The following is a 25,355-nucleotide window of genomic DNA, read 5'->3' as shown; positions in this document are numbered from 1 at the left end:
CCTCACATCACGCACTCGCAGGCGCCTTCGCGTTCCATCACGGGCGCCTTCTGCTTTTCGCACAGGTCGCCCGGCAGTTCCTCGCCCTGGAGCAGGGGGCAGCGTTCGAACAGTTCGGCCAGCCAGTCGACGAAGACCCGCACCTTCGGCGACAGGTGCCGGTTGTGCGGGTAGACGGCGGAGATGGGAATGCGCGGCGGCCGCCAGTCGCGCAGGATCTCGCGCAGGGCGCCGCTGCGCAGGTGCGGCAGCACCATGAAACGGGCGGGTTGCAGGATGCCCTGCCCTTCCAGGCCGCAGGTGACGTAGGCGTCGGCGTCGTTGACGGAGACGACGCCCTTCATGGCGATCTCCTCCACCGCGCCGTCGCGCTGGAAGCAGAGCTCCATGTTCCGCCCGGTGCGGTTGCTGAAGTAGTTCACCGCGATGTGGCGGTCCAGATCCTCGATGGTCTTCGGCTCGCCATGCTCGGCGAGATAGGCCGGGGTGGCGCAGGTGATCTGCTGCATGGCGCCGATGCGCCGCGCCAGCAGGCTGGAGTCCGCCAGCTCGCCGATGCGGACCACGCAGTCCACCCCCTCCTGCACCAGATCGATGGGACGGTCGCCCAGACCCAGCATCAGCTCGATGTCGGGATATTTGGCGTGGAATTCGTGGATCGAGGGGATGATGACCAGCCGGCCGATGGAGCCCGGCATGTCCACCCGCAACCGGCCGCGCGGCGTCTTGCGGGCGCTGGTGAAGGTGGATTCGATCTCGTCGATCTCCGACAGGATGCGGGTCGCCCCCTCCAGATAGGCGGCGCCGTCCATCGTCAGGCTGAGCTTTCGCGTGGTGCGCTGGAGCAGGCGCACGCCCAGCGCCGCCTCCAGATTCTGCACCGTCGTCGTCACCGAGGCGCGCGGCAGCCCCAGCGTTTCCGCCGCCTTGGTGAAGCTGTTCGCTTCGACCACCCGGATGAAGACGCGCATCGCATGCAGCTTGTCCATACGGATCCCGTCCTTTCCAACCACGGCCACCGCCGAGCGCGGCCCCCGTCAAGCACCCCCTGTATAGCGCAGAGAGTGTCGACCGATGATAGGCGAATAGCAATCGCGCGGGCACGGTTCAAGGGTGGTGGGGCGGTTGCGGGGACGATGGAACGGCGTGGAACGCTTTCCGGCGGGTGTTCCGTCTAGCGGCGATCGGAGAAGGCGCCGGCACCGCGGCGGGGCACCGGGCCGGGGTTGAGGTTGGGGTAATGTTCGTACTGGTTGAGGGTCCAGGGGAAGACGCCTTTCGGCCCCTCCGCCTCCGGTTGGGCCAGGACGGCGGCGACCATGGCGGGATCGGGCGACATGCGCTCGCGCAATTCACCGGGAAGGTCGTCGTCCAGTTCGGGGACGGTGACGGCGGGCGGGTCCTCGGGACTGGGGGCGGGCTTGGGGGCACGACTCTCGGTCGCCGCTGCGTCCCGGTTGGCGTCCCGGTTGGCGTCCAGGCCGGCGAACAGGCCGAGGCGTTCGGCCAGCCAGCGCACGGTGGACGGGTCGCCGGCGGAAACCAGCCGTTCGATCTGCTCGGCCACCAGGGCGCGCAGCGAGGAGAGGCGCAGTTCGGCCTCGCGGTTCAGCGCCTGCCGCTCCCACCAGACCCTATGACGGAAGTCCTTGGATCCGTAATAGGCCCGCCACAGGGTGGTGCGGCTGCAGCCCATGGCGCGGGAGACCTGGAGAAAGCTGTTGCCGCGCGCCAGCATGCCGGCGGCCATGATCCATTGTTCCTCGTGGAACTGCGATCCGGGAACCAGCGAGCCTTCGGACGGCGTCGGCGGCTCCTCCGCCCAGCGGGGGAAATGGTCGTTGGTGAAGCTGCGGGGATCGAGAGGCATGGCAGGGCTCCGCAAGTGATGAAACAAATGCGGAGAGGGTATGGGACTTTAGTCCTTTATTGGAGAGTTTTTGAAAAATGCCGGTGGCGAACGGGTGCGCCGCCGCCGGCAGTGCCGGGAAGGCGGCGGCGCGGGATGGTCCGGCGTCAGTGCAGCGTGGTGGCTGCCGGCTGGGAGGCGGTGCGGGCGGTCTCGCGCGCACGGCCGATGCCGAGCAGCTGATAGAGGCCGATCGCCGCGATGGTGGCGGTGCCGATGCCGCCGATGGAGAAGCCGCCGGTGGAAATGGTGAAGTTGCCGGCGCCGAGCACCAGCGTCACGCCGACGGTGATGAGGTTGCGCGGATCGGAGAAATCGACGCGGTTGTCGACCCACAGCCGCACCATCGCCGCGGCGATCAGGCCGAAGACGACGGTCGCCAGCCCGCCCAGCACCGGCGCCGGGATCGTCCGCAGCAGGGCGCCGAACTTCGGCGAGAAGCCCAGCAGGATGGCGGCGATGGCGGCGACGACGAAGATCAGGGTGGAGAAGACGCGGGTGACCGCCATCACGCCCATGTTCTCGACATAGGTGGTGACGCCGGTGCCGCCGCCGCTGCCCGAGACGATGGTGGCGATGCCGTCACCGATGAAGCCGCGGCCGATGAAGCGGTCGAGGTTGCGCCCGGTCATAGCGCCGATGGCCTTGATGTGGCCGAGATTCTCGGCGACCAGGATGAAGGCGATGGGGGCGACCAGGGCCATGGCGCCGGCATCGAAGGTCGGCGTGCGAAAGGCCGGCATGCCGAACCAGGGGGCGGCGGCCAGCTCGGCGAAGCTGACCGGCGGCAGCAGGCCGAAGCCGTTGGCGAGGATGAGATAGAAGACATAGCCGGCGGCGATGCCGGCGAGGATCGAGAGCCGCCGGATGGCGAGCGGGGCGTAGACCGCGATGAGTGCGGTGGCGACCAGCGTGAACAGGGCGACGAGGGTGTGGGGGCCGCTGCCCTCGATGCCCTTGACGGCGACCGGCGACAGGTTGAGGCCGATGGCCGCGCCGACGGCGCCGGTCACCGCCGGCGGCATCAGCCGCTCGATCCAGTTGGTGCTGGTGTAGCTGACCAGCAGGCCGATGAGGACATAGAGCACGCCGGCCGCGATGATGCCGCCCAGCGCCGGCCCGATGTTCGGGTTGGGACCCTGGCCGGTGTAACCGGTGACCGCGATCACCACGGCGATGAAGGAGAAGGAGGACCCGAGATAGCTCGGCACCCGCCCGGCGGTGAGCAGGAGGAACAGCAGCGTGCCGATGCCGGAAAACAGCACCGCGAGGTTCGGATCGAACCCCATCAGCAGCGGCCCGAGGATGGTCGAGCCGGACATGGCGACGAGATGCTGGATGCCGAGCGTCAGCGTCGAGCCCCAGGGAAGGCGCTCGTCCGGCTGGACGACGGGGCCGGCCGCGAGCGGCCAACGCGGGAAGTAATCTGCCATGAAGGTTTGGTCCGAAGAGGGGAGGAACGGCGCTGCGGCCGGGGGGTGACGCAGGGGGTAAACGGGCGATACCCAGCCAGAAAAAATTGATCAGGCGATTAACTTTGACGGGCAGGACGCCTTCGTTGTGGGAACGACGGCTGCTTTTTGGCCCCGTCGATGCCGTTGCGCTACATTTTTGTGCGGACTGGGGTGGTTTGGGGGGCCGGGACGATGTTATATCCAGTCGCCCGGCCCCAAAGTGCCCTCAATCCCGAAGTGTCGGGAGCGGCAGCGTGGACAGGTGGCCCGGCGGCAGAGCCGGCCCCTGGACCAAACTCACTTGCGGTGAAGAGGTCGGCAACACCAGGATGATGGACAGGCCGACCCGGCAATCCATGGCAGCGGCAACGCGCGGAGTGCGGCGATTGCTGTCGCAGGACCGGGCGTGGTCAGGCTTGCCGAGCGGTCTTCTCCATCGATTATGCGGAGGACATCAGGCGGTCTGATCGTCGGGACCGACTTTGCCGGCACCAGACTTCAAAGCCTCCAACAGGCTGTCGGCAGCCGCCTTGCCGGTATCGGCGGATCCACCCGAAAGCGCCCCGAGAATCCCGCCGCTTCCGCTCTTCTCCGCGCCCGACGCCATTGCCGATTGCAGCATGGACAGGGCCGCCTGCGCGTTCCCGCGATCGGCGGCGGCGGGTTTGACTGTGCTGGCATTTTCCACCGGAGCGGTCCGCGCCGACTCGGCCGGTTCCGCGCCGGCCATTGCGGCGGGAGCGGACAGTGCGGCGGCAGGCGGGGCCGCCGGTTCCTCTTTCGGGGTTGCGGCACCGGCTTTCGATCCGATGCCAGGAATATCTACGGTCGCCGCGAAGTTCTGGAAGGCGTTTCCAAACACCTTGGCATCAAAGCCGAGCTGCTGAAGTTTTTGCGCGGCGCCATTCGCCTTTTCCGAGAAGGCCTCGGTGAAGCCGTCCTCCGAGATCATCGGCGCCATGGCGGCGTTGAAGCCTTTCACCGTCTTTTGGTAGCCGTATTCCAACGAGGGTGCCTCACCAAGCGTTGCCCGCTCTTTATCAATCCCAGCCATAGCGGCTTTGAATTTCTCCTCGGCCGGCCTCATCGTCTCTTGGAACTGTTCAGTGGTCAGTTCGCCCCGCCCGAACGCCTCCATGGATGCCTTGTTGGCTTCATTGTTGTCATGAAGTGCATTTTGCATCCGTTTACCCAGTTCCATGGACTTGTCGTGGTGAGCCTCCGATGCTGCCAGACGCTCGATATCCTCCTGATCGCGCGGCCGCTCCCGGCCATAGCGGTTGAACGTGGCTTGGGTGGCCATCGAGCGCAGCCCGAGAACCGCGTCATCGGCGCTGATCCGGCCGGAATTCACCAGAGTCTCCAGCACACCCCGCGCCTTCGAATCCAGATGCTTGAATGCATCGGCCGCCACGCCGGAAAGCGCCTGACCGAGCTTGCTCACCGATACGCTGTCCTTGGCGGTGCCGGTTGCCTGGAAAACTCCGGAATTGCTTGCCGTAACCTGCGGCTTCCACTGGGTGGGCCCTGACGACGATAAGACATTCAGAGGCTTGGTCTGGCCGATCATCATGGCACACTCCCATTGGAATGGACTGTCCTGGCTTTGATAGCCGATTCGGTTCAGCATAAGCGCGCTAGCAGTAAATGAGAGGTTAATATTCAACTAGAGGCGCTTATTTTGGCGGTTTCTTATTGTTCCAATTAGTTCCTTTGATGTCTAATCTTTAGCAATCTACATTCTTCCCGAAGATATATTCGGCTTTCTCTGGAAATCAGCAAACTGCCAGAACTTGATCGGAAACGTCCAAATTTTTACAATCCCTCTCCGAGGCAGGAGAGGGAAGGCGCCCATGCGGAGCATGGGAAGGGTGAGGGGTGATCCCAGGAACCATGCGGTTCGGGATTCTTGGGTTGCCCCTCACCCTCCCCACTTCGTGGGTCCCCTCCCTCTCCCGGGGCTCTCAGCGGATCTTCGATCCGCCTGACGCCGTCAGCACAAACGAAGTTTGTGCGAGAGGCGGGAGAGGGCGTTTGTCGCCACATGCGACTGCCACGCCTATACCCCGCTCCGTACTGGACCATCCTCCGCGAACGACCACCACCACCCCGCCGCGATTGTTCGTCCCGGCTGAATTCTGTTCCCAGCCGCAGCGGCTTTATCCCACCCGGGCGCTTGCACATTATCCCTCTTGCCGCATTGCAGGAGGGGCGCCAGGGCGCCGGATCGGGATGGAACGTTCACGCACGTCGCTGAAAGTGGAGGGTCGCGAGGTCCCGCTGTGCCTGTATCGGCCGGCGGTTTCCGGGCCGCTGCCGGGCGTGCTGTATTTCCACGGCGGCGGCTTCACCTCCGGGTCGGTCGAGGATGTCGAGGTGCCGGCGATGGCGCTGGCGGAGAGCATTCCGGCGCTGGTGGTGGCGGTCGGCTATGCGCTGGCCCCCGCCCATCCCTTTCCCGCCGCCATCGAGGATGCCCATGCCGCGGCCCTCTGGCTGGCGGAGCGGGCCGGGCCGCTGGGAGTCGCCGGGCATGATGCCGGCGGGCATGTCGCGGTGTCGCTCACCCTGCTCGCCCGCGACCGCGGCGGGCCGGAGATCGCGGCGCAGGCGCTGCTCGGGCCGATGCTCGATCCGAGTTTGACGCGCGTCGGCGACGGAGAGGGCAGCGTGACGGACTGCGCGCGCTGTTACCGCGCCTATCTGCCGGAGGCGGCGCTGCGGCTGCATCCCTATGCGGCGCCCCTGGAATCGCGCCGGCTCGGCCGGCTGCCGCCGATCATGATCGCAACGGCGCAGAACGACGTGCTGCGGCCGGAGGCGGAAAGCTATGCCGCCCGGCTGATCGACGCCGGGGTGCCGACCGAGGTCACCCGCTTTGCCGGCGTCAGCCATGCCGGCCTCGCCCAACACGCGCCGGCGCTGGCCGCCGCCGCCGATTTCTTCCGGCGCCGCCTGACCGGCGCCCATCCCGACACTTCGAGCCACAGGTAAAGCCCATGTCCCGCAAGACACTTTCACTTCTCATCGCGGCCGGCGTTTCCGTGGCGGCACTGACCGGCGCCGTCACCCTGCGCAGCCCGGCCGAGGCACAGACGGCCTCCGAATCCCCTGCCCCGCCGCCGGCGGAGGTGGATGTCGCCACCGTGCTGGCCCGGCCGGTGACGGACTGGCAGTCCTATTCCGGGCGGCTGGAGGCGGTGGACCGGGTGGATATCCGGCCGCAGGTTCCCGGCACCATCGTCGCCGTGCATTTCCGCAACGGCGCGCTGGTGAAGAAGGGCGACGAGCTGTTCACCATCGACCCCCGCCCCTATGAGGCGGAGGTGGCGCGGGCCGAGGCGCAGGTCGCCGCGGCGCAGGCTCGGGTGAAGCTGACCGCGGCCGACCTCGACCGCGCGCAGAAGCTGGTGCGCGACGACACCATCTCGCGCAGCACCATGGACCAGAAGGACAATGCCGCCCGCGAGGCGACCGCCAATTTGAAGGCGGCGCAGGCGGCGCTGGAGATCGCGCGGCTCAATCTCGGCTACACGCGGGTGACGGCGCCGGTGTCGGGCCGGGTGTCGCGGGCGGAACGGACGGTCGGCAATGTGGTCGCCGCCGGTGCCGCCGCGGAGCCGCTGACCACGCTGGTGTCGGAATCGCCGATCTACGCCTCCTTCGACGTCGATGAGCAGACCTATCTGCGCCACATCGCGCCAATGCGCGATTCCGGGACGATCCCGGTCCGGCTCGGCCTCGCCAACGAGGAGGATTACTCGCGCGACGGCATGGTGGAGTATGTGGACAACCGGCTGGACAGCGTGTCCGGCACCATCCGCGTGCGCGCCCGCTTCGACAATGCCGACGGCGTGCTGGTGCCGGGGCTCTATGCGCGGGTGAAGGTGGGGGGCACCAAGCCCTACGACGCGCTGCTGGTCGATGACCGCGCCATCGGCACCGACCAGGACAAGAAGTTCGTCCTGGTGGTGACGCAGGAGAACAAGGTGGAGTACCGGCCGGTGAAGCTGGGCGCGCTGCAGAACGGGCTGCGCGTGGTGACCGACGGGCTGCAGGCCGGCGAGCGCGTGGTCGTCAACGGCACCCAGCACGCCCGGCCGGGCATGGCGGTCACGCCGAAGATGGTCGCCATGGGGACTGAGAAGACCCAGACGGCGGCGCGGTAAGACACAAATCCAGGAAAGACGAACAAGGGGCATGCGCGTTGGCTGGCCCTCCTCGCTTCCTGCGGGGAGGGACGGGGAGCGTGCACCCTGGGAGACCCCAGATGAACATCTCGAAATTCTTCATCGACAGGCCGATCTTTGCCGGCGTGCTGTCGGTGGCGCTGTTCCTGGCGGGGGCCATCGCGCTGTTCCGCCTGCCGATTTCCGAATATCCGGAGGTGGTGCCGCCGTCCGTCGTGGTGCGCGCGCAGTTCCCCGGCGCCAACCCCAAGGTGATCGCCGAGACCGTCGCCTCTCCGCTGGAGGAGCAGATCAACGGCGTCGAGGGCATGCTCTATATGCAGTCGCAGGCGAACAGCGACGGCAATATGGCGCTGACCGTGACCTTCCGGCTGGGCACCGATCCGGACAAGGCGCAGCAGCTGGTGCAGAACCGCGTGGCCCAGGCGATGCCGCGGCTGCCGGCCGACGTGCAGCGGCTGGGCGTCACCACGGTCAAGAGTTCGCCGACGCTGACCATGGTCGTGCATCTGCTGTCGCCCAACGACCGCTATGACATGACGTATCTGCGCAACTACGCGGTGCTGAACGTCAAGGACCGGCTGAGCCGCATCCAGGGCGTCGGCGAGGTGCAGGTGTGGGGCGCCGGCGACTATGCGATGCGGGTGTGGCTCGACCCCGGCAAGGTGGCGCAGCGCGGGCTGACCGCCACCGACGTGGTGAATGCCATCCGCGAGCAGAATGTCCAGGTGGCGGCCGGCGTGATCGGCGCGTCGCCCTCGCTGCCCGACGTGCCGCTGCAGCTGTCGATCAACGCGCGCGGCCGGCTGAAGACCGCCGACGAGTTCGGCGACATCGTGCTGAAGACCGGCGAGGACGGCGGCGTCACCCGCCTGCGCGACGTGGCGCGGGTGGAGCTGGCGGCGGCGCAGTATGGGCTGCGTTCTCTGCTCGACAACAAGCCGGCGGTGGCGATGGCCATCACCCAGACGCCGGACGCCAACGCGCTCGCCATCTCCGACGAGGTGCGGAACGTGATGGCGGAGCTGAAGGCCGACATGCCGGAGGGGGTGGACTATTCCATCGTCTACGACCCGACGCAGTTCGTCCGCTCCTCCATCGAGGCGGTGGTGCACACGCTGCTGGAGGCGGTGGCGCTGGTGGTGCTGGTGGTGATCGTCTTCCTGCAGACCTGGCGGGCGTCGATCATTCCGCTGCTGGCGGTGCCGATCTCCATCGTCGGCACCTTCTCGCTGCTGCTGGCCTTCGGCTTCTCGATCAACGCGCTGTCGCTGTTCGGCATGGTGCTGGCCATCGGCATCGTCGTCGACGACGCCATCGTCGTGGTCGAGAATGTGGAGCGCAACATCGCGTCCGGCCTGTCGGCCCGCGACGCCACCATCCGCGCCATGCAGGAGGTCAGCGGGCCGATCATCGCCATCGCGCTGACGCTGGTCGCCGTCTTCGTGCCGCTGGCGGCGATGACGGGGCTGAGCGGCGAATTCTACAAGCAGTTCGCGATGACCATCGCGATCTCCACGGTGATCTCCGCCTTCAACTCGCTAACGCTGTCGCCGGCCCTGTCGGCGGTGCTGCTGCGCGGCCATGACCAGCCGCAGGACTGGCTGACCCGCGCGATGAACCGGGTGTTCGGCGGCTTCTTCCGGCTGTTCAACCGGGTGTTCCACAAGGCGTCGGACGGTTACGGGCGCGGCGTCGGCGGGGTGGTGCGGCGCAAGGGCGTCATGCTGGCGGTCTATGCGCTGCTGATCGGCGCCACGGTGCTGCTGGGCCGCACGGTGCCGTCGGGCTTCGTGCCGATGCAGGACAAGGAGTATCTGATCAGCTTCGCGCAGCTTCCCAACGGCGCCTCGCTCGACCGGACGGAGGCGGTGATCCGCGAGATGACCGACATCGCGCTGAAGCGGCCCGGCGTGCAGAGCGCGGTGGCCTTTCCGGGGTTGTCGGTGAACGGCTTCACCAACTCGTCCAGCGCCGGCATCGTGTTCGTGACGCTGAAGCCCTTTGCCGAGCGCCATGACCCGTCGCTGTCGGCCGGCGCCATCGCCATGGATCTGCAGAAGCGCTATGCCGGGCTGAAGGAGGCCTTCGTCGCCATCTTCCCGCCGCCGCCGGTGATGGGGCTGGGGCAGCTGGGCGGCTTCAAGATGCAGCTGGAGGACCGTGGCAACCTGGGCTACGAGGCGCTGAGCAATGCGGTGAACGCCTTCGTCAAGCGGGCGGCGCAGACGCCGGAACTGGGGCCGACCTTCTCGTCCTACCAGATCAACGTGCCGCAGCTGGACGTCGATCTCGACCGGGTGAAGGCCAAGCAGCTGGGCGTCAACGTCGCCGACGTGTTCGACACCATGCAGATCTATCTGGGGTCGCTCTACGTCAACGACTTCAACGCCTTCGGCCGCGTCTATCAGGTTCGGGTGCAGGCCGACGCGCCGTTCCGCGACCATGCCGACGACATCGGGCTGTTGAAGACCCGCAATGCCGCCGGGACCATGGTGCCGCTGTCGTCGCTGGTCACGGTGCAGCCGAGCTACGGGCCGGAGATGGTGGTGCGCTACAACGGCTTCACCGCCGCCGACGTCAATGGCGGGCCGGCGCCGGGCTATTCCTCCGGACAGGCGGAAGCGGCGGCGGAGCGCATCGCGGCGGAGGTGCTGCCGCGTGGCGTCAAGCTGGAATGGACCGACCTGACCTATCAGAAGATCCTGGTCGGCAATGCGGGCCTGTGGGTCTTCCCGATCAGCGTGCTGCTGGTGTTCCTGGTGCTGGCGGCGCAATACGAGAGCCTGACCCTGCCGCTCGCCATCCTGCTGATCGTGCCGATGAGCGTGCTGTCGGCGCTGTTCGGGGTGTGGCTGACCGGGGGCGACAACAACATCTTCACGCAGATCGGCTTTATGGTGCTGGTCGGCCTGTCGGCGAAGAACGCCATCCTGATCGTCGAGTTCGCCCGCGAGCTGGAGCATGAGGGACGCAGCGTGGTGCAGGCGGCGATCGAGGCGAGCCGGCTGCGGCTGCGGCCGATCCTGATGACCTCCATCGCCTTCATCATGGGCGTGGTGCCGCTGGTCACCTCCACCGGCGCCGGCGCCGAGATGCGGCACGCCATGGGTGTGGCGGTGTTCGCCGGCATGATCGGCGTGACGCTGTTCGGTCTGGTGCTGACCCCGGTGTTCTACGTGCTGCTGCGCAAGCTGGCCGGAGCGGAGCGTCGGGTGGAAGCGCCGGTGCATGGCGAGGTGCAGCCGGCGGAGTGGAGGATGGGCTGAGTGCACCTGATTTGAGTACACCACCGGGCCGCAGAACGAAGCGGCCCGGTTTTGCCAAGCGGTTTCGGGCCCCAGCGGTTTCAGACGCGTCCGACCGTGGGGGTCCTGCGTTTCAAAGCGTCGACCATGTGTTCGCCTCATAGTCGAAGACCTTGTCGATTCGGGTTCCGTCCCAATGGTATTCCAGGTGTTTCGTCTGCACCGGGATGCCGACCGCCTTGGGACGGAATGCGCCGACGCAGGCGCCGCCGGGATGGCGAACGCTCGGGTAATGGACGCCATTCGCCCCTTCCTCCCGAAGCGCCGACGCCAGCGCCTGCCCAGCGCTGTAGTCATCCGGATCGAGGACGCGGCCACGTTCGGCCTCGTCCAGGCTTTCGACATCGTGGAACTCGCCATTGATCGTTCCGACCAGAACCCGCATCGTCTCGGAACGGATGAGGCCCTGGTCGGCGTCGGCGTAATACTGCTCGTAATGGAAGACCGTCTCGCGCAGCGCCGTTTCGAATGCGCGTGCGGCGTAATAGACCCCCTGGCGTCCGTCGGAAAAGCGCGATCCTTTGGGGTTGACGTGGGTGAACGCGCCCATGACGTAGCTGGCCCCGGGTCCGGCAATGCGCTCCTCCGGCGGAACCAGCGCGATTTCTCCGGCCTCCTGGCGCAAACGCGGGTTTACCAAGCTTTCCAGGGCGATGAAGGCCTCCCAATCACGCGGGTCGCCGGACAGACGCTCGAACAGATCGATGGGTGGAAAGCGCGACGCGATGATGCGCGTCGCCGCGGTCCAGGAAACGGCCAGCCGCTTCACGACCAAGCGCCGCGGTATGCATCGAGATACTGGTGGACCGCCGCCAGATCGGTCACGTCGCCGCCCGCCATCCGCTCCAGCGGCGCCTGCCCGCCGAACGCCCGGTTGGGGCGCGCCGGCCAGCCGTCCGCCTGCTGCGGGTTCGCATACAGGATCTGCAGCGACTTGTAGATGCCCAGCACATAGCCCAGCCGGCGCACCGTGTCATGCGGCACCGCGCCGACCCTGCCCGCCTTCCAGGCGTAGAAGGTGCGCTCCGCCGGTGAACCAAGGATACGGCGCGCCTGCTCGTTGCTGGCGCCCCAAGCTTTCAAGATGGTGAAGACCCCGGCCATGCCCCGCGCGACGGTATCGTCGGCGGTGCCGGCCTGCTGCCGAGCTGTGGCGACCATGGCGACCTCCTGCTGCACGCATGCAGTATGCGTCCTAAAACTGCTTGATTGCAACAAGGTTCCCATGGTGCCGGATGAGCGCCGCCGAAAGCATCGGACCTTTCCAGGCAGACGGAGGGGGAGAGAGGCGGTGAGAGGGTGTCATGCCGCGCGTTCGGGTCACTCGTCCGGCAGCATATTTTTCGGCAGGTTTTCGCGGAAGATCACTTCCGCCCGCGGCGTTTCCACCCCCTGCATGGGCGGCCGGCCGGCGCGGAGGTTGGTGAAGATGCCGACGCAGGCCGACAGGGTGTTGCGCGGGTCCTGGGTGATCACCGCGTCCAGCGTGCCGTCGATCAGCAGGCCGCGCGTCTCGTTGGTCAGGCCGTGGCCGATGAAGACCATCTCGCGCTCGCGCCGCGTCTCCTTCAGGGCGCGGGCCACCCCCTCCGCACCGCCGCCGATGTTGTAGACGCCGGCGAGGTCGGGGTGCAGGCCCAGCAGCATGCGGGTCTGGCGGTAGCTTTTCCCCTCGTCGTCATGGCCTTCGCGCAGGCCGACAACCTCGATGTCGGGGGCGGTTTCCTTCAGGACGTTGAAGAAGCCCATCTCGCGGTCCTCGTGCGCGCGGTAGCTGAGGCTGCCGGCGATCATCGCCACCTTGGCCGGGCGGTGCCGGAGGAAGCGCGCGATCAGGTAGCCGGCGGTGCGGCCGGCCGCGCGGTTGTCCAGCCCGACATAGCCGGCGCGCCGGCAGTTCAGGATGTCGGAGATCAGCGTCACGCTCGGCACGTTGCGGTCGGCCAGCGCGTCCACCGCCTCGCGCACCGCCGGGTGTTCCAGCGCCATGAAGGCGACGCCGTCGGCGCGGCGGCCGTGCTGGAACAGGCTGCGCGCCAGCAGTTCCGGATTGAAGCTCTTGATGAATTCCACCTGCGCCTTGACGCCGTGCGGGGCGAGGGTGGCATCGGCGCGGCGGATCATCTCGCCCAGGCCGGTCAGGAAGCGGTTGTTGCCGGCGGGCAGCAGGAAGGACAGCCGCATCGGCTTCTGCCCCGCCGCGGCATAAAGATCGCTGTCCGGCAGATAGTCGAGTTCGGCGGCAGCCTTCAGCACGCGCTGCACAGTGGCGGCGCGCACCCCCGGCCGGTGGTTCAGCACGCGGTCGACCGTGGCGGTGGACACGCCGGCGGCCTGCGCGATGTCGGCCACCCGCGGCAGGCCGCGCGCGGCAGTGCCGGCGTCCGGCTCGTCATTCAATGAGTCCATCAAAAACCATCAATTTCGGCGTTTGACACCTGTCGGTGCTGGACATACCGTCCATCCAACAATCATCAATTGACATCAGATCACATCAGAAACGCAAGGCCGGAAACAGCAACGTCGGCCGGTAATCCATGGGAGGTTTGAAATGACCAGTCTGACCCGCCGCACGATGCTGAAGGCCATTGCCACCGCGCCAGCAATCGGGGCGGCCGGCGCCGTCATCGGCATGCCGCACATCGCCCGCGCCGCCGAATATGAGCTGAAGTACGGCAACAACCTGCCGCTGACCCATCCGCTGAACATCCGCGCCCAGCAGGCGGCGGAGCGGATCGCCAAGGAGTCCAACGGCAAGGTCGAGGTCAAGATCTTCCCGAACAACCAGCTTGGCGGCGACACCGACATGCTGAGCCAGGTGCGCAGCGGTGGTTTGACCTTCTTCACGCCATCGGCGCTGGTGATCGCCACGCTGGTTCCGGTCGCCGCGATCAACGCGGTCGGCTTCGCCTTCTCCGATTACGATCAGGTGTGGAAGGCGATGGACGGCAAGCTGGGCGCCCATGTCCGCAACGCCATCTCCAAGGTCGGGCTCTATGCCTTCGACAAGATGTGGGACAACGGCTTCCGCCAGATGACCAGCGGCGACAAGCCGATCACTTCCGCCGCCGACATGAACGGGCTGAAGATCCGCGTGCCGGTCAGCCCGCTCAGCATCTCCATGTTCAAGGGTCTCGGCGCCGCCCCGACCAGCCTGCAGTTCAGCGAGGTCTATTCGTCGCTGCAGACCCGGATCGTCGATGCGCAGGAGAATCCGCTGCCGATCATCCAGGTCGCCAAGCTGTTCGAGGTGCAGAAATACTGCTCGCTGTCGAACCACATCTGGGACGGATTCTGGTTCATCGCCAACGGCCGCACTTGGAAGGGCCTGCCGCCGGACATGCAGACCATCGTCGCCAACGCCATCAACGATGCCGGCATGGCGCAGCGCGGCGACATCAAGGCGCTGAACCAGTCAGTCAAGGCCGACCTGGAATCGAAGGGGCTGACCTTCAACCAGCCGTCGCCCGACAGCTTCCGGTCCAAGCTGCGCGACAGCGGCTTCTACGGCGAATGGAAGGGCCGTTTCGGCGACGAGGCCTGGGGCCTGCTGGAAGAGGCGGTCGGCAAGCTCGCCTGACCGCATCCCTGCCCTTTCAGGTCTTCCCGCATGAAGGAACCCCCCGCCATGTCCCACATGTCCGAACCGGTCCACGGCTACGTGGACGCTCCCGGCGGCGTTGCCGGCGGAGGCGCCTCGCTGCTGCGCCGGATCGACCACGGCCTGTCCGTCGGAGTCGAGGTCGTGGCGGGCCTTCTGGTGCTGGTCGAGATCGTCGTGCTGCTGGCCGGCGTCACCGCCCGCTATCTGTTCCACACCCCGCTGGTGTGGTCGGACGAGCTGGCCTCCATCCTGTTCCTGTGGCTGTCGATGCTGGGCGCGGTGGTGGCGCTGCGCCGGGGCGAGCATATGCGGATGACCGGTCTGGTCAGCCGTGTCGGCCCGCAGGCGCGCAGCCTGCTGGAATGCATCGCCATCACCGCCCCGATCGCCTTCCTGGCGCTGGTGCTGTACCACGCCGTCGATTACGCGATGGAGGAGCAGTTCATCACCACGCCGGCGATGGAGGTCTCCAACGCATGGCGGGCGGCGGCGCTGCCGGTCGGGCTGGGGCTGATGCTGGTGGCGGCGCTGTTCCGGCTGCTGCGGGTGGCCCGGCCGCTGACCGCGCTGGCCGCGGTGCTGGTGACCGGCGCCATCGTCGCCGGTTTCTGGGTGGCGGGGCCGGTGTTCAAGCCGCTTGGGCAATTGAACCTTGTCATCTTCTTCGTCGGGCTGGTGGCGGCCAACGTCTTCGCCGGTGTGCCCATCGCCTTCTCCTTCGCGCTCGCCACCTTCGCCTATCTGGCGCTGACCACCTCGACGCCGCTGCTGGTGATGGTCGGCCGGCTGGACGAGGGGATGAGCCACCTGATCCTGCTGGCGGTGCCGCTGTTCGTCTTCCTCGGTCTGCTGATCGAGATGACCGGCATGGCCCGCGCCATGATCCAGTTCCTCGCCAGCCTGCTCGGCCATGTGCGCGGCGGCCTGTCCTATGTGCTGATCGGGGCGATGTATCTGGTGTCGGGCATCTCCGGTTCGAAGATCGCCGACATGGCGGCCATCGCGCCGGTGCTGTTCCCGGAGATGAAGAAGCGCGGCGCCCCTCCCGGCGATCTGGTGGCGCTGCTGTCGGCGACCGGCGCGCAGACCGAGACCATTCCGCCCAGCATCGTGCTGATCACCATCGGTTCGGTCACCGGCGTGTCCATCGCCGCCCTGTTCACCGGCGGCATGCTGCCGGGCGTGGTTCTGGGCGCCTGCCTGTGCTTCGTCGTCTGGCGGCGTTATCGGGCTGAGGATCTGAGCCATGTCGAGCGCACCCCCGGCCGCGAGATCGCCCGGTTGGCCATGGTGGCGCTGCCCGCCATCGCCCTGCCCTTCGTCATCCGCGCCGCGGTGGTCGAGGGCATCGCGACGGCGACCGAGGTGTCGACGATCGGCATCGCCTATTCCACAATCGTCGGGCTGCTGATCTACCGCCAGTTCGACTGGCGCCGGCTGAAGCCGATGCTGATCGAGACGGCATCGCTGACCGGGGCCATCATCTTCATCGTCGGCTGCGCCACCTCGATGGCCTGGGGCCTGACCCAGTCCGGCTTCTCGTCCGATCTCGCGCGCTTCATGGCCGGCATCCCCGGCGGCGCCTATGGCTTCCTCGCCATCTCCATCGTCGCCTTCATCATCCTGGGCAGCGTGCTGGAGGGCATCCCCGCCATCGTGCTGTTCGGCCCGCTGCTGTTCCCCATCGCCCGCGCCGCCGGGGTGCACGAGGTGCACTATGCGATGGTCGTCATCTTCGCCATGGGCATCGGCCTGTTCGCCCCGCCCTTCGGCGTCGGTTACTACGGCGCCTGCGCCATCAGCAAGGTCAACCCCGACGACGGCCTGAAGCACATCTGGGGCTATGTCGGCGCGCTGCTGGTCGGGCTGGTGATCGTTGCCGCCATTCCCTGGATTTCGACCGGTTTTCTGGCGCGCTGACGCCAACCGTTTTCCCTCTTATCCGGAGTTCCTTCAATGAGCCGATTCTTCGGCCAGATCCGTCAGGCTGGCTACGTCGTGCGCGACATCGAGGCCGCCATGGACTATTGGAGCCGCACGCTCGGCATCGGGCCGTGGTTCTACAACGAGCGGGTTCCGATCCGGAACTACAGCTACCGTGGCGAATCCTACGAGGTTCACAATTCGGTGGCGCTGGCCAACTCCGGCCCGCTGCAGATGGAGCTGATCCAGACCCGCAACGACGCGCCGTCGATGTATCGCGACTTCCTGCAGGCCGGGAACACCGGGCTGCAGCATGTCGCCTACTGGACCGAGGATTACGACGCCGACCTGGAACGTCTTCTGGGCCAGGGCTTCAAGCCGGTGATGAGCGGCGAGGTCGGCGAGAAGGGGCGGTTCGTGTACTTCGATACGGAGTACCATCCCGGCACGGTGATCGAGCTGTCGGAGGTCGCCGGGCCGAAGGGGCGGATGTTCGATCTGATCCGCGAGGCGTCGATGGGCTGGGACGGCAGCGATCCGGTGCGGCCGTTTCCGGATTTGAGCAAGTTGTGAGGGGCGGCCATCATGCACGCCGACCGCATCGAAGCCACATACCTGATCGAAACCCCCCTCGCCCCGGCCAAGGTGGCGGAGGTGATGGCGGGGGAGCAGTCCTGCGGCACCTTCACCCGCGTCCATGGCGAGACCGACGATTTGCGGGCCCGGGCCCGCGCCATCGTCGAATCGGTGGAGAAGCTGGACGTCGCCGAGACCCCCGCCCTGCCGAATACCTGGCTGGAGCGGCAGCGCAATCCGGGGCCCTGGCAGCGGGCGCGCGTCACCATCTCCTTCCCCACCGCCAACATCGGCGCCAACCTGCCGACGCTGGCGGCCACGGTGGCGGGCAACCTGTATGACCTGGGCGAGGTGACGGGGCTGCGGCTGGAGAGCTTGCGCATTCCGCAGGCTTATCGGGCGCAGTTCGACCTGCCGCGCCACGGCGTCGCCGGAACGCGGCGGCTGACCGGGGTGGCGGACGGGCCGCTGGTCGGCTCCATCATCAAGCCGAATGTCGGACTGTCGGCGGAGGAGACCGGCGAGCTGGTCGGCACGCTGTGCGCCGCCGGGCTGGACTTCATCAAGGACGACGAGATCTGCGCCGATCCGGCCCATGCGCCGCTGGCCCAGCGCATTCCCGCGGTGATGGACCGGGTGCGCCGGCATCAGGACCGCACCGGCAAGCATGTGATGGTCGCCTTCAACATCACCGACGAGACCGACGCCATGCGCCGCCACGCCGATCTGGTGGAGCGCGAGGGCGGGTCCTGCATCATGGTCAGCCTGAACTGGTGCGGCTATTCGGCGGTGCAGACCCTGCGCCGGCACAGCGGGCTGGCGCTGCACGGCCACCGCAACGGTTTCGGCGCCCTGTCGCGCCATCCGCTGCTGGGTATCGGCTTCGACGCCTATCAGGCGCTGTGGCGGCTGGCGGGGGTGGACCATATGCATGTCCACGGGCTGAACGGCAAATTCGCCCAGCCGGACGAAGAGGTGATCGAGGGCGCGCGGGCCTGTCTGGCGCCGCTGGCAGAGGATGCGTCCGGTGCCGCCGACGCCGTGATGCCGGCCTTCTCGTCGGGGCAATGGGCCGGGACGGTGCCGGTCACCTGGGAGGCGGTGGGGACGGCGGATCTGATGTTCATGTCCGGCGGCGGCATCATGGCCCATCCCGACGGGCCGGCGGCCGGCGTGCTGAGCATCCGGCAGGCCTGGGACGCCGTGCGGGCCGGGCGCAGCCTGGATGACGCGGCGAGGGAACTGCCGGAGTTGCGGCGGTCGCTGGACTTCTTCGGGAAGAAGGGCTGAGGGCGATGGCGGCGGGACCGAGGCTCGGCTGGTACGGCGACGACTTCACCGGGGCGACCGACACGCTGGCGGCGCTGGCGAAGGCCGGGCAGCGGGCGCTGCTGTTCCTCGACGTGCCGGACGTCGCCCGGTTCGGGCAAGCCGGGCCGCTCGATGCGGTCGGCATCGCCGGGGCGGCGCGCAGCATGGCGCCGGAGGCGATGCGGGCGGAGCTGGAGCCGGTGGGGCGATTCTTCGCCGGGCTGGGCGTGCCGGTGATGCATTACAAATGCTGCTCCACCTTCGACAGCGCACCCAATGTCGGCAGCATCGGCGAGGCGGTGCGGACTCTGGGGCCGCATTTTCCCAACCGTTTCCGGCCGGTGGTGGGCGGGCAGCCGAACATCGGGCGCTATTGCCTGTTCAGCACGCTGTTCGCGGCGGCTGGGACCGGCGGCACGGTGCATCGCATCGACCGCCACCCGACGATGAGCGTCCATCCCGTCACCCCGATGGCGGAGGCCGACCTGCGCCGGCATCTGGCAGCGCAGGGGTTGGAGGGGATGGCGGCGCTGCATTTCCCGGATTATGGGCTGGACAGCGAGGCGCTGGACGGGCGGCTGGATGAGAGAGCGCCGGCGGTGCTGCTGGACGTGTCGCGCGGCGAGGATCTGGCCGTCATCGGGCGGCTGATCTGGGAGCGGGCTGCACGCGAGCCGCTGCTGGCGGTCGGGCCGAGCAGCGTGGCGCAGGCATTGGTCGCGCATTGGAACGCCGGGTCCGACGCTTCAGTGACGGAAGAGGCGCCGCTTGCGGCGGCGGACACTCCGGTGTTCCTGATGGCGGGCAGCCTGTCTCCGGTGACGCGGCGGCAGGTCGAGGCGGCGGGGTCCTACACGCGGATTCAGGCCGATGCGGCGGCGCTGTGTGCGGATGCCGGCTATGCCGAGGCGTTGTTGGGGGAGGTGGCGGCGTCGCTGCGCGCCGGGCGCCATACGCTGGTCTGGACCGCGCCGGCGGACGCGGGAACGGCGGACACCGCGCAGGCCGGGCGGGTCGCGGCGGCAACGGCGGAATTCGTCGCGGCGGTGCTGCGGGCGGTGCGGTTGCGCCGGGTGGGGATCGCCGGCGGGGACACGTCCAGCCTTGCCGTGCGGGCGCTGGGGTGCTGGGGGTTGTCCTATCGCTGCACGCTGGCGCCGGGAGTCACCGTCAGCCGCACCCATGCCGACGACCCTTCGGTCGATGGGCTGGAGCTGATGCTGAAGGGTGGGCAGATGGGGGGCGAGGATCTGTTTGAGCGGTTGCTGGGGTAGCCCTCTCCCGCCCCGGGAGAGGGAGGGGACCCGCGCCGCAGGCGTGGGGAGGGTGAGGGGTGATCCGGACATGGATCCCCTTATCCTTGGATGACCCCTCACCCTTCCCAAGCTCCGCTTGGGCCCCTTCCCTCTCCCGGGGCGGGAGAGGGAGCCTTCCGCGCTCAGCGCATCAGACCGCGGCAGTCACCACCACTTCGATCTTGATCTCCGGGGCGCCGAGGTCGGCGACGCCGATGGTGGCGCGGGCGGGGAGATCGTTGCCGTCGAGCCAGGACAGCCAGGCGTCGTTCATCTCGTTCTTCAGGCTCATGTCGGTGATGAACAGCTGGGCGGACAGCAGCTTGGTCTTGTCGCTGCCGGCCATCGCCAGCACCTGGTCGAGCTTGCCGCAGATCTGCGTGACCTGGCCGCCCATGCCGACGCTGACGTCGTCGGCGATGATGCCGCCGAGATAGGCCGTGCCGTTGTTGACGACGACGCGGTGCATGATCTTGGTCTTCTCGATGCGCTTGATCACGGGGAACTGCTCCTTGGTTTTTTGAAAGAACTCAGGGGGTGATGGAGAAATCGACGTAGCGGGCGGCGATGCGCGCCAATGTGCCGTCCTGCACGACCGCGCGGATCGCCTCGTCGAAGGACTGCTTCAGCGCGGTGTCCTCCTTGCGCAGGCCGACGCCGATGCCGGGGCCGAACACCTCGGCGTCGATCACCGGCTGGCCGACCAGCTTGACCGACTTGCCGCCGTCGCCCTTCACCCAGTCGGACGCGGTGGCGCCGGTGGTGATGGCGGCGTCGAGCCGCCCGGCCTTAAGGTCGGCCAGCAGGTTGGAGGCGGTGTCGTAGGTCTTCAGCGTCGCCTCGCTGCCGAGATGCTTCTCGACATAACGGGAATGGGTGGTGGAGACCTGGGCGCCGATGGTCTTGCCGCGCAGGCTGGCCGGCGAGCCGTCGATGGTGGAGTTGGCCGGCGCCACGAAATAGGCCGGCACCACCATGTAGGGGATGGAGAAGCCGATCGCCTTCGCCCGTTCCGGCGTGATGTTCATCGTCGCCATGATGGCGTCGTACTTCTTCGCCAGCAGGCCCGGAATGATGCCGTCCCACTCCTGCGCCACGACGGTGCAGGGGCGCTTCATCCGCTCGCACAGCGCGTTGGCGAGATCGACCTCCAGCCCCGCCACCTTGCCGTCGGGCTGGGTGAAGTTGAAGGGCGGGTAGGCGCCCTCGGTGGCGATGCGGACGGGGTCCTGCGCAGCGGCGATGCCGCCGGACGCAAGCAGAAGAAGGGCGGCAACGCCCGGAATGAGGCGCTTCATGGCAGGCTCCGGCAGGGGGGAAGGGGTCAGCGGGCGGCGACGACGACGATCTCGACCAGGATCGACGGATCGGCCAGCCTGGCCTCCACCGTCGCGCGGGCCGGCGGGTTGGCCTTGTCGACCCAGGCGTCCCAGGCGGCGTTCATCTGGGGGAAGGTGGCGATGTCGGCGAGATAGACGGTGGCGGTCAGAATGCTGCTCTTCGACGTGCCGGCCTCGGCCAGCAGGGCGTCGATCTGGCGCAGCACGTCGCGGGTCTGCGCCTCCACTGTGGTCGATCCGTCGTCGACGATCTGGCCGGCGAGATAGACGGTGTCCTTGTGGATGACCATGTCGCAGAGGCGCGGGGTCGGGTGGAAGCGCTGGATCGTCACGGGATGATGCTCCAAAGGGTCAGGCGGCGAAGCGGCCGATGCGGAAGGGGTCGATGGGCAGATCGGTGGACCCGGCGGTGATGAGGTCGGCGGTGATGCGCCCGACGATGGGGCCGAGCTGGAAGCCGTGGGCGGAGAAGCCGAAGGAATGGTAGAGGTCCGGTTCGGTGCCGCTGGGGCCGATCACCGGGATCTGGTCCGGCATCCGCGCCTCGATCCCCGCCCAGGAGCGGACGATGGTGGCGCCGCGCATGCAGGGGAACAGGTCCCACACCGTACGGGCGTTCACCGAGACCTGGGAAAAGTCCAGCTCCGTCCGGTTCTCGTCGCGCACCGCCCGGCCGAGCAGGCCGCCGCCGATCAGAACGGTGCCGTTGGGGAACTGCTTGAAGGACAGGGTGCGGCCGGTGGCGCCCACCACCGGCTTGATGAAGGGGGCGACGCGGGCGGTGATCATCAGCATCGGGGCGATGACCTCCAAGGGCACCGGTTCGCCCACCTGCGCGGCGATGCGGTCGGCCCAGGCGCCGGCGGCGTTGACCACCACCGGGGCCTCGTACTTGGCGCCGTCGGCGGTTTCCACGGTCCACAGGCCGCCGTTGCGGGCGAGCCGGGTCACCGCGCCGCCCTCCTGAAAGCGGGCGCCAAGCGCGATGGCCTTGCGGCGGAAGGCGAAGGTCGTGCGGAAGGGGATGGCGGCGCCGTCGCCGCGCGACACCAGCGCGCCGACACAATGGTCGGCGATGGCCGGCACCAGCGACCGCAGTTCGTCCTGTCCGATCACCTCCTCGTGGGTGAAGCCCAGCGCGTTCAGTACGGCGACGCGGGCGCGCACCGTCTCAAGCTCCGCCTCGGTCTCCGCCACCTTGATCTGGCCGTGGCTTTCGAAGCCGCAATCGTCGTCCACCAGATCGCGGATGCCGTGCCACAGCGCCATCGAGGCGACGGACAGCGGCACCTCCGCGACATGGCGGCCGAGCTGGCGCACGCCGCCCGCATTGACGCCGGAGGCGTGGCGGGCGACATGGTCCTTCTCCAGCACCAGCACGCGGACACCGCGCATCGACAGGTGCAGCGCGGCGGAGCAGCCGTGCAGGCCACCGCCGATGACGATGACGTCCGGTTTTGGGGAAGCGGTTGCGGTCATCGCGGGCCTCCGCTCAGTGCTTGAAGACGGCGTCGATGTCGGCGTCGGTCTTCGGCAGGGCGGCCAGTTCGGCCAGCGTGATCGGCTTCACCGGCGGGCGCAGGCGGTAATAGCCGACCTCCGCCGGGGAGACGTTGCGCTCCGCCGCGATGACCTCGGTCACCGTCGGGCCGCAGAGCCGGCCCTGGCACGGCCCCATGCCGCAGCGCAGGAAGCTCTTGGCCTGATTGGGGCCGGAGCAGCCGAGCCGCACCGCCTCGCGCACCGCGCCGGCGGTGACCTCCTCGCAGCGGCAGACGATGGTGTCGTCGGCCGGCACGCGGAAGGCTTCCGCCGGGGTGTAGAGCGTGTCGAGGAAGGCGCGCCCGGTCAGCGCGCGGTCGAGCGCGGCGCGGAAGGGGGCGGCGGACTGGTCGCGCTGCTCCCGCCCGATGCGGCCGAGCCGGTACAGCGCGTCGAGCGCCGTCAGACGCCCCGCCTCTTCCGCCGCGCGGGCGCCGCCGATGCCGGCGCCGTCGCCGGCCAGCGACACGCCCTCGACCGAGGTCGCGCCCCATTCGTCGGTGGTCGGGCGCCAGCAGCGCTGCTGCTCGTCCCAGCGCTGGGCGCAGCCGGTGGCGTTGGCGAGGTTCAGGTTGGGGATGACGCCGTGATGCAGCAGGAGCGTGTCGGCGGGCAGCCGGTGTTCGGTGCCGTTGCGGGTGTAGACGACGCTCTTCAGCACGCCCTCGCCCCCTTTGCCGCCGGCAAGGCCGCTTTCGGCGCGCAAGCTCGTGACGTTGCCGATGACGGTCAGCTTGCGCCGCACGTCGAGCATCAGCTTCATGCCCTTGCCGAGATAGGGCGAGCGCAGGAATCCCGGCAGCAGCGGCAGGGCGGCGCGCCAGTTCTCACGCGGCGTGGTGTCGAGAATCGCGTCGATGCGGGCGCCGGCCTGCAGATACTGCCAGGCGAGCAGCCAGAGCAGCGGGCCGCTGCCCGCCATCACCGTGGCGCCCGACGGCACGAGTCCGGAGGTCTTCAGCAGGACCTGCGCCGCGCCGGCGCCCAGCACGCCCGGCAGGGTCCAGCCGGGGATCGGGAAGGGACGTTCCAGCGCGCCGGTCGCCAGGATGACGTGGCGCACGGTCAGCATGGAGGCCGCACCGTTGCGCGACAGGCCGATCTGGATGGGACGGGAGCCGTCGGCGGCGTCCTCGCGCGGGCGGGCGACGCTCCAGACGGTGGTGCCCGGCCAGTGGGTGGCGCCGCTGTCGCGCAGCGGACCCAGCAGTTCGGCGCCGTGCCAGTAGTCGGGACCGAGCACCTTGCGGTCGCGCACCGGGGTTTCGGTGACGGCGCGGTAGATCTGGCCGCCCGGCTCCGCCTGCTCGTCGAGCAGGACGACCGATGCGCCCTTGGACGCCGCGAGCGCCGCGGCGGCGAGGCCGGCCGGGCCGGAACCGACGACGGCGATGTCGAAATCGAACTTGCTCCCCTGGGCGCTCATCGCTCCACCTCGCGCTTGCCGTTCTGGGTTTCCACCGCCATGCCGGGGGCGACCCGCACCTGGCAGCCCTGGCGGTTGCCGGTGCCGTCGATGGTGACGAGGCAGTCGAAGCAGACGCCCATCATGCAGTAGGGGCCGCGCGCCGCGCCGCTGACGGGCGTGTTGCGGCAGACGGTGACGCCGTTCGCCAGCAATGCGGCGGCGACGCTGTCGCCCGCCCGCGCGCTGGCCGGGCGGCCGTCGATGGTGAAAGCGACCGTAGAGGATGCGGTCTCGATCTCAGGCAGCCTGCGGAACATGGAACCTCCGGGCGCTGAAGGGCTTGAAGCGGTCGCCGAGGCCGCCGGCCGCGATCAGCGGCGCCAGCGTCAGCGCATGGTTGGCGGCGAGGGTCACGCCGCTGTGGCAGGTGGCGACGAAGGCGCCGGGCGCGGTCGTCGATTCCTCGTAGATCGGGAAGCCGTCCGGGGTCAGCACGCGCAGCGCCGCCCAGCTGCGCACCACGTTCAGCTTGCCCAGCAGCGGGAAGAAGCGGATGGCGCGCTGGGCGATGGCCGACGACACGCCGGGCTGCAGCGTGGTGTCGAAGCCGACTTCCTCGAAGCTGTCGCCGATCATCACCCCGCCCTCGTCGGTCTGGCGGACATAGACGGTGGGGTGGTGCAGGAAGGGCGCGGTCTTCTCGGTGACGATGACATGGCCGCGCTGGGGGCGGACGGGAGCGGACAGCCCGACCATCGGCGCCAGCCGGGCGCTGTCATGGCCGGCGGCCAGCACGATCTTGCCGGCGCGGACCTCACCGCCTGCAGTCGCCATGCGGAAGCCGCCGTCGCGATGCTCGATGCTCTCCACCCGGTGGTTGGGGCGGTAATCGACGCCGAGCAGGCCGATGCCCTTGTGCAGGGTGCGCAACAGCCGCAGCGAATTGCAGTGGCCGTCCAGCGGGCAATAGGTGCCGCCGACCACGTCGGGGCCGATGAAGGGCAGCTCCTTGCGCAGGGTCTCGCGGTCCATCACCTCGTAGGGATACGGGATCATGTCGGGCTGGTTGTGCAGCCGCATCATGGTGTTGGCGCGGGCCTGCAGATCCTCTTCCGACAGCATCGGCATGAAGCCGCCGGGGCGCCGGTAGGCGACGTCGAGCCCGGTCTGCTCGCGCAGCAGGTCGGCGAAACCGCTCCAGTCGTCGGATGACTGCTTGGTCCAGCCGGCATATTCCGCCATGCCGAGACCCTTGCCCTGCACCCAGACCAGGGCGAAGTTGCCGCGCGACGGACGGACGGCGATGTCGCCCTCGTCCAGCATCGCAACCTTCTGGCCCGACCGGGCGAGGCCCCAGGCCAGTGCCGATCCGACCAGCCCGCCGCCGATCACGGCGACGTCGTATTCTCCGCCCCGACTGGGCTGCGTCATCGTCTCCACTCCCGCCGCCGGCGCGCACCATTTTTCGTGCGCACCGGCCGCCGCCGTTATCGTT

22 protein-coding genes are annotated in these 25,355 nt (G+C 68.3%); 8 read left to right on the top strand and 14 right to left on the bottom strand.

Going from position 1 to position 25,355, the window contains the following annotated elements:
* Positions 1–2: 2 nt before the first annotated feature.
* From B9N97_RS02515 to B9N97_RS02500, 4 genes are all read right to left on the bottom strand, one after another.
* A complete protein-coding gene (locus tag B9N97_RS02515; protein WP_085082980.1) occupies positions 3–989 on the bottom strand; it encodes a LysR family transcriptional regulator in 987 nt (328 codons plus the stop codon).
* A 185-nt stretch (positions 990–1,174) separates the two neighbouring features.
* Positions 1,175–1,870: a hypothetical protein gene (locus B9N97_RS02510; RefSeq protein ID WP_085082978.1), complete on the bottom strand. Its 696-nt coding sequence runs from the start codon at positions 1,868–1,870 to the stop codon at positions 1,175–1,177.
* Between the two features lie 146 nt (positions 1,871–2,016).
* On the bottom strand, positions 2,017–3,342 hold the full coding sequence (locus B9N97_RS02505; protein ID WP_085082976.1) for a solute carrier family 23 protein: 1,326 nt from the start codon (positions 3,340–3,342) through the stop codon (positions 2,017–2,019).
* A 475-nt stretch (positions 3,343–3,817) separates the two neighbouring features.
* A complete protein-coding gene (locus B9N97_RS02500; protein ID WP_244560511.1) occupies positions 3,818–4,936 on the bottom strand; it encodes a hypothetical protein in 1,119 nt (372 codons plus the stop codon).
* Positions 4,937–5,595: 659 nt separating this feature from the next.
* On the opposite strand from B9N97_RS02500, the gene B9N97_RS02495 reads away from it, so the two are divergent.
* The 3 genes from B9N97_RS02495 (at position 5,596) to B9N97_RS02485 (ending at position 10,822) form a co-directional block, all read left to right on the top strand.
* Positions 5,596–6,357: an alpha/beta hydrolase gene (locus tag B9N97_RS02495; RefSeq protein WP_085082974.1), complete on the top strand. Its 762-nt coding sequence runs from the start codon at positions 5,596–5,598 to the stop codon at positions 6,355–6,357.
* Between the two features lie 5 nt (positions 6,358–6,362).
* Positions 6,363–7,532: an efflux RND transporter periplasmic adaptor subunit gene (locus B9N97_RS02490; RefSeq protein ID WP_085082972.1), complete on the top strand. Its 1,170-nt coding sequence runs from the start codon at positions 6,363–6,365 to the stop codon at positions 7,530–7,532.
* Between the two features lie 101 nt (positions 7,533–7,633).
* Positions 7,634–10,822, top strand: coding sequence for an efflux RND transporter permease subunit (locus B9N97_RS02485; protein WP_085082970.1), 3,189 nt, complete (start codon positions 7,634–7,636; stop codon positions 10,820–10,822).
* A 112-nt stretch (positions 10,823–10,934) separates the two neighbouring features.
* On the opposite strand, the gene B9N97_RS02480 is transcribed toward B9N97_RS02485, so the two are convergent.
* The 3 genes from B9N97_RS02480 to B9N97_RS02470 all read right to left on the bottom strand — a co-directional run bounded on the left by B9N97_RS02480 (position 10,935) and on the right by B9N97_RS02470 (position 13,270).
* Positions 10,935–11,630, bottom strand: a complete 696-nt coding sequence (locus B9N97_RS02480; RefSeq protein ID WP_244560510.1) for an RES family NAD+ phosphorylase — start codon at positions 11,628–11,630, stop codon at positions 10,935–10,937.
* Positions 11,627–12,022 carry an MbcA/ParS/Xre antitoxin family protein gene (locus tag B9N97_RS02475; RefSeq protein ID WP_085083286.1) on the bottom strand — a complete coding sequence of 132 codons (396 nt, stop codon included), beginning with the start codon at positions 12,020–12,022 and terminating at the stop codon, positions 11,627–11,629. The genes B9N97_RS02480 and B9N97_RS02475 overlap by 4 nt, the downstream gene beginning before the upstream one ends.
* Positions 12,023–12,181: 159 nt before the next feature.
* Positions 12,182–13,270 (bottom strand): LacI family DNA-binding transcriptional regulator, encoded by a 1,089-nt coding sequence (locus tag B9N97_RS02470; protein WP_085082964.1) that lies wholly within the window; start codon positions 13,268–13,270, stop codon positions 12,182–12,184.
* 142 nt (positions 13,271–13,412) lie between these two features.
* Here B9N97_RS02470 and B9N97_RS02465 point away from each other — a divergent pair, with 142 nt between their 5' ends.
* The 5 genes from B9N97_RS02465 to B9N97_RS02445 are packed head-to-tail and all read left to right on the top strand — an operon-like array spanning position 13,413 to position 19,549.
* Positions 13,413–14,441 (top strand): TRAP transporter substrate-binding protein, encoded by a 1,029-nt coding sequence (locus B9N97_RS02465; RefSeq protein ID WP_085082962.1) that lies wholly within the window; start codon positions 13,413–13,415, stop codon positions 14,439–14,441.
* A gap of 48 nt (positions 14,442–14,489) precedes the next feature.
* On the top strand, positions 14,490–16,385 hold the full coding sequence (locus B9N97_RS02460) for a TRAP transporter large permease (protein WP_085082960.1): 1,896 nt from the start codon (positions 14,490–14,492) through the stop codon (positions 16,383–16,385).
* A gap of 36 nt (positions 16,386–16,421) precedes the next feature.
* Positions 16,422–16,961 carry a VOC family protein gene (locus B9N97_RS02455; protein WP_085082958.1) on the top strand — a complete coding sequence of 180 codons (540 nt, stop codon included), beginning with the start codon at positions 16,422–16,424 and terminating at the stop codon, positions 16,959–16,961.
* Positions 16,962–16,973: 12 nt separating this feature from the next.
* The gene (locus tag B9N97_RS02450) at positions 16,974–18,254 is read left to right on the top strand and encodes a ribulose-bisphosphate carboxylase large subunit family protein (RefSeq protein ID WP_085082956.1); all 1,281 of its coding nucleotides are present in this window, start codon (positions 16,974–16,976) and stop codon (positions 18,252–18,254) included.
* A 5-nt stretch (positions 18,255–18,259) separates the two neighbouring features.
* Positions 18,260–19,549, top strand: coding sequence for a four-carbon acid sugar kinase family protein (locus B9N97_RS02445; RefSeq protein WP_085082954.1), 1,290 nt, complete (start codon positions 18,260–18,262; stop codon positions 19,547–19,549).
* Between the two features lie 172 nt (positions 19,550–19,721).
* On the opposite strand, the gene B9N97_RS02440 is transcribed toward B9N97_RS02445, so the two are convergent.
* From B9N97_RS02440 to B9N97_RS02410, 7 genes are read right to left on the bottom strand one after another with little or no spacing between them, the layout of a single operon-like run.
* Positions 19,722–20,069, bottom strand: coding sequence for a RidA family protein (locus tag B9N97_RS02440; RefSeq protein WP_085082952.1), 348 nt, complete (start codon positions 20,067–20,069; stop codon positions 19,722–19,724).
* 31 nt (positions 20,070–20,100) lie between these two features.
* On the bottom strand, positions 20,101–20,868 hold the full coding sequence (locus B9N97_RS02435; protein ID WP_085082950.1) for a transporter substrate-binding domain-containing protein: 768 nt from the start codon (positions 20,866–20,868) through the stop codon (positions 20,101–20,103).
* A 26-nt stretch (positions 20,869–20,894) separates the two neighbouring features.
* Positions 20,895–21,242, bottom strand: coding sequence for a RidA family protein (locus B9N97_RS02430; RefSeq protein WP_085082948.1), 348 nt, complete (start codon positions 21,240–21,242; stop codon positions 20,895–20,897).
* Between the two features lie 19 nt (positions 21,243–21,261).
* Positions 21,262–22,389, bottom strand: a complete 1,128-nt coding sequence (locus tag B9N97_RS02425; protein ID WP_085082946.1) for an NAD(P)/FAD-dependent oxidoreductase — start codon at positions 22,387–22,389, stop codon at positions 21,262–21,264.
* 13 nt (positions 22,390–22,402) lie between these two features.
* Complete coding sequence (locus tag B9N97_RS02420; protein ID WP_085082944.1) at positions 22,403–23,878, bottom strand: FAD/NAD(P)-dependent oxidoreductase; 1,476 nt, start codon at positions 23,876–23,878, stop codon at positions 22,403–22,405.
* Entirely contained in the window at positions 23,875–24,177 is a 303-nt protein-coding gene (locus B9N97_RS02415; protein ID WP_085082942.1) for a (2Fe-2S)-binding protein, read from the bottom strand. The genes B9N97_RS02420 and B9N97_RS02415 overlap by 4 nt, the downstream gene beginning before the upstream one ends.
* The gene (locus B9N97_RS02410) at positions 24,158–25,291 is read right to left on the bottom strand and encodes an NAD(P)/FAD-dependent oxidoreductase (protein ID WP_085083284.1); all 1,134 of its coding nucleotides are present in this window, start codon (positions 25,289–25,291) and stop codon (positions 24,158–24,160) included. The genes B9N97_RS02415 and B9N97_RS02410 overlap by 20 nt, the downstream gene beginning before the upstream one ends.
* Positions 25,292–25,355 lie beyond the last annotated feature (64 nt).

Source organism: Azospirillum oryzae (assembly GCF_900177515.1).
GTDB classification, from domain to species: Bacteria; Pseudomonadota; Alphaproteobacteria; order Azospirillales; family Azospirillaceae; genus Azospirillum; species Azospirillum oryzae_A.
Note: the sequence above shows the minus strand (reverse complement) of the source record. Positions and strands in the feature narration are given on the sequence as shown.